Raw genomic sequence first — 3,628 nt, 5'->3', positions numbered from 1 at the left:
GGCCGTAATCACCTCGCTGTGCTTGCGCCCGGAGGTGATCTGCGCGAGGGCTGGCCCGATCCGCAGGAGGATATCTGCGATCTGCTCTGCGGTGTCGGTGTCATGCGCGATGAGCCCCTGGTGCAGCGCGACCTCACGCTGCCCAGCTGGCAGATGCGCAAGCGTGGTGATGCCAGCAGGTGTGGTGTCTGCCGGCATCACCGCTGCGACCTCCAGAGACTGGCTGATCATGCTCGCCAGGAGCGCGGTCGGATCGACCCGGGCAAGGGTGCGCGCCGCTGATGATTCCAGGAATACGCGTAGCTGATGCTCAGTTGTCGTCATTGACGTCGGCCTCTCTGGATTCCTGAGGAGGTGTGTCGGTGATCGGTGCCTGAACGATCCGAAAGCCACGATCAACCTCGTAGATGTCGGGGAGCGCATGCGCGCGCGTGCGGCAGGCCAGGCTCCGCGCTGGGCTGGCAAAGCTACTCCCCGAGATGATCACGTCGTCCAGGGCTGCGTCCCATGCGAGGTCATCGAGTGGGACATCGGTGGTCGCTGATTGGGCTGGCGTCGCCGTCCACTCGGCCACGTTGCCCGCGAGATCGAGCGCCCCGCCGGCAGATACCCCCGCCGGGAAACATCCCACCGGCGTTGCGCGATCGCGGGAGCGTTCGTAGGTTGGTATCCAGGTTTCCTGGTAGTTCGCCCGCTCAGGGTTCGGCGGCTCATCGCCCCATGGGTAGACGCGCGTATCGGGGCCGCTGGCCGCGCGCTCCCACTCGGGCCAGATGGGGAGGCGGATCTGCTGCGTTCTCGGCAGCCAGCGCTGACGATGGCCGATAGCGGTGAGCCAGCGACAATAGGCGACCGCCTCAAACCAGGTGATGCCGACAACCGGCTGCGCGGGCTGGTTGTAGCGCCAGTCGTGCCAGAAGGCCGGGCAACGCCGGCTGACACTGTTGAGATACGCCCGCCCGCCGGCGGTCCACCAGGCTCGCTCCCGGTCATACCCCTGCGGCCCATTGGCCTCAAGAAAAAGCCGAAACTCGGCATTGGTGATGGGGTAGCGGCCGATCATGGCCGCTTGCCCGGCGATAGCGACCCAGTAGGGCGGAACGTCGGAGATCCGCGGGGTGCCGCGCGATTGGCCACGATCAGGATCGAGCAGGCGGGGATCGCCGAGTCGGCCGAGGACATATCCGGCATCGACGCGCAGTGCGCGGTGCGCCTGCGGGTCGCCGGTCAGCGCGCAGAGGCTGGCGACGATGTCCACCTCGGTATCGTCCTTGACCTGCCCTGGGCCGCGATCCATGAGCGCCTCGCCGGCCAGAACCAGCGGCCTGCCATACTCAGCCCCGTCGGCGGGGAGCGCACGGATCTGGCGCAGGAGCCGCTCCGCCACCGCCGGGTACTTGGCCGATGCGATGGCGAACCGCAGCACCTCGCGCCAACGCTCTTCGCTACCGTAGTTGCGGATGTATGAACGGGCGGTATTTGCATCCAACACAGCTAGCGTAGCCAGCGCGCGGCCAGCGAAGTATTCGAAGAAGGAATGGTGGACAAAGGTGAGTTCACCATCGCTGATACAGAACAGGCCAGTAGATTGTTCGGCCAGCTTCAAGAATTCTTCCGTGGATTCCTCTGCATCCAAGGGGCGAACGCCACCTTCCTCACATAGCACCTGACTAAGGTGCTCACGCAGATCCGTCTCCTCCTCGCCATCGGTTGTATCGTGAACAAGCTTGCGCAGCGCTGCCCGTCCAAAGGTATTGGCGAAGCGCCCCATTCCGGTCACAGCGGACGGTACAGCGGTATCTATACCGCTGAGCGAGCGATCTGAGTCCCAGTTCTTTGCGAGCATATCAACGCAACGATCATAAATCTCAACCCGACGGATCGGCACCGAATCATCGGCGCGCGGGATGAACAGGGCGAGCGTGAGCAGCAAGGGGTTTTCTGCAAATGTCGCGGCGGCCGGGTCGGCGGACGGATTGCGGAGCAGGAGCTTCAGCGCGTCGGCGCGCTGCTGGAGCGCCGGGTCGGCAACGGCCGCCGTGATCTTGTCGATGATCGCCTCGGCCTGCGTGTGGTCAAGCGGCTCCAGCGCACAGCGCGTAAAGACATGTTCATCAACGAGCAGATCCTGATCATGCTGGCAATAGGCGCTGGAGCGAACCGTGACGATAAAGCGATTGCCGGTCAGATCCCAGACATGGACGAACTCCTCAATGAGCGTGCGCAGCTCGCTGCGCGTGGCGCGATCCGGCAGCTCATCGAGGCCATCGAAGATGACATAGGCCGTGCCGGCCAGCAGCGCGCGGCGGAAGAGCGGGCCGTAGTCAGGCTGCTGGCGCTCGACGTAGAATTTCGCAAGAAAATCCAGCGGGTTGAGCGTCTGAGTCTGTGCCCGCGCGCGGGACCAGGCCAGCACCGGGATAACAATCGGGAGCCAGAGGGCATTGAGGCCAAACACCGTCTCGGCGTGATCATTGGCCAGGGCCAGGACTAATCGGCGCACGAAGGTGCTCTTCCCGCCGCCTGGCTCGCCGAGGAGTAGCAGCGCCGGCGATTCGACCAGCAGATCGTGCAGCGGGCGCAGCAGGGGCGCGGATGGCGGCGTGGCCGCCGGGCCAAAGATGCGCTCGCGCAGCTCCAGATCGACATCGCCCGGCGGCTGATGATCCTGGTTGCTCAGCGCCGCCAGGGGGGCGCGCGGCGCGACCCGCACATGGAGCGGGACATAGACCCGTTCGAGGTCAATGCTCACCACCTCACCAGAGGCCGTGATGCGGCGGACATCGAGGGTTGTGTAGCGGCCCAGCAGGTAGGCGCGATAGCTGTGGAGGAGATTACCCAGATCAGCCGGCTGCTCGGCGGCCATCGCCTGACCTGTGCCGACGAAGACAGTGATCGGAGAGTCGGTGATGCTGGCATGTGAGTCAGCCGTCATAGTGATTGACGGTATGGTCGCAATCGAAGACAGGCGATGTTCGAATAACTCTACTATCCGGCCGAGGATTTCATTCGTGTGCTCCACCGCACGGCGCGTGGCCTGGGTCTCATCGAGGGTAGCGAGATGGGTGCGCTGGGTTAAGAGTGGGCCAATCTCGTCGAGACTGATCGCGGCGTTGCGCAGCTCGATCAGAAACGGCCCGAGCAGCGGCTCGACGCTCTCCCAGGGCGGGGCCGTCCGGCCAGCTAAAACGGCCAGAAACGGAATCTGATGGCGGTACGACTCACGCAGGCGCGAGCGGTTCGGGTCGCCACGAAAGAGCAGCTCCTCAAGGGCGACGACGAGGAAGGCGCGGGACTCGGGGGCCGGCTGGGCGAGCAGCGCAAAGATCGCCGCTGCGGAGCCGGTGGTGTCCTGCGCCACCGCACGCTTGCGCGCCGACGCCACCGCCTGATCGAAGCCGGCGTAGCGATCCGGTCGCTTTCTCAATTTCGAGCGTATGGCACCCCAGAGCTCTTCACCGGCCGCCTGGAGCGCGCCGCCTGCGACCCCGTCGGCGACGCCGCCGGCGGCCCAGGTCAGGGCGCCGATGATCGCAATGCTTAGCGGGTCCATCTTCATCCTCCCGATGGCGACGCCGATTGCGCCGTTATGGCGTGGCGGATTTCGGTAAACCTGGCCGCTAGACGA

General features: G+C 65.1%; 2 protein-coding genes. Both read right to left on the bottom strand.

What is annotated here, in order from left to right:
* Nucleotides 1-324: hypothetical protein (locus K2Z83_RS28065; protein WP_220598479.1), on the bottom strand; the 324-nt coding region annotated here is incomplete at its 3' end.
* Nucleotides 311-3,553, bottom strand: coding sequence for an SUMF1/EgtB/PvdO family nonheme iron enzyme (locus K2Z83_RS28060; protein ID WP_220598478.1), 3,243 nt, complete (start codon nucleotides 3,551-3,553; stop codon nucleotides 311-313). The genes K2Z83_RS28060 and K2Z83_RS28065, both read right to left, overlap by 14 nt.
* Nucleotides 3,554-3,628 lie beyond the last annotated feature (75 nt).

Origin of the sequence: Oscillochloris sp. ZM17-4, assembly GCF_019599295.1 — a bacterium.
Classification (GTDB): Bacteria; Chloroflexota; Chloroflexia; order Chloroflexales; family Chloroflexaceae; genus Oscillochloris.
Note: the sequence above shows the minus strand (reverse complement) of the source record. Positions and strands in the feature narration are given on the sequence as shown.